The 321-nt window shown below is 59.2% G+C and carries 1 protein-coding gene; it reads right to left on the reverse strand.

The annotated features are described in order from the left end of the window. Positions 1 to 321: contractile injection system protein, VgrG/Pvc8 family (locus tag EN807_RS33865; protein ID WP_281405261.1), on the reverse strand; the 321-nt coding region annotated here is incomplete at both ends.

Consider the following 321-nt stretch of genomic DNA (forward strand, 5'->3'; position numbering starts at 1 on the left):
TTTTCGCCGGCGGCTTCCTTGTGGCCGAAGGGCTGCGCCGATTTCGCCATCAAATCCGCGCCGGGCTTCTCGAAATCATAGTCGGTGTGGGCGTAGGCGCCGGGCCGCACCGAACTGCCTGGAATCCATTCGGTGATGTATTCGACATCGCGCCGCGAGGCCTGCCCCTCGAAATTGTAAAGCACCTTGTCGTAGCCCGGAGCCGGCTTCAGCTTGCTCATCGCATCGCACAGAATGAGCGTGTGCTTGCCCTCGTCATATTCGAAGAAATAGAAGATGCCTTCGTGCTCCATCAGCCGCTGCACGAAATCCAGGTCGCTC

The organism is Mesorhizobium sp. M5C.F.Ca.ET.164.01.1.1 (assembly GCF_004792125.1).
Taxonomy (GTDB): domain Bacteria; phylum Pseudomonadota; class Alphaproteobacteria; order Rhizobiales; family Rhizobiaceae; genus Mesorhizobium; species Mesorhizobium wenxiniae.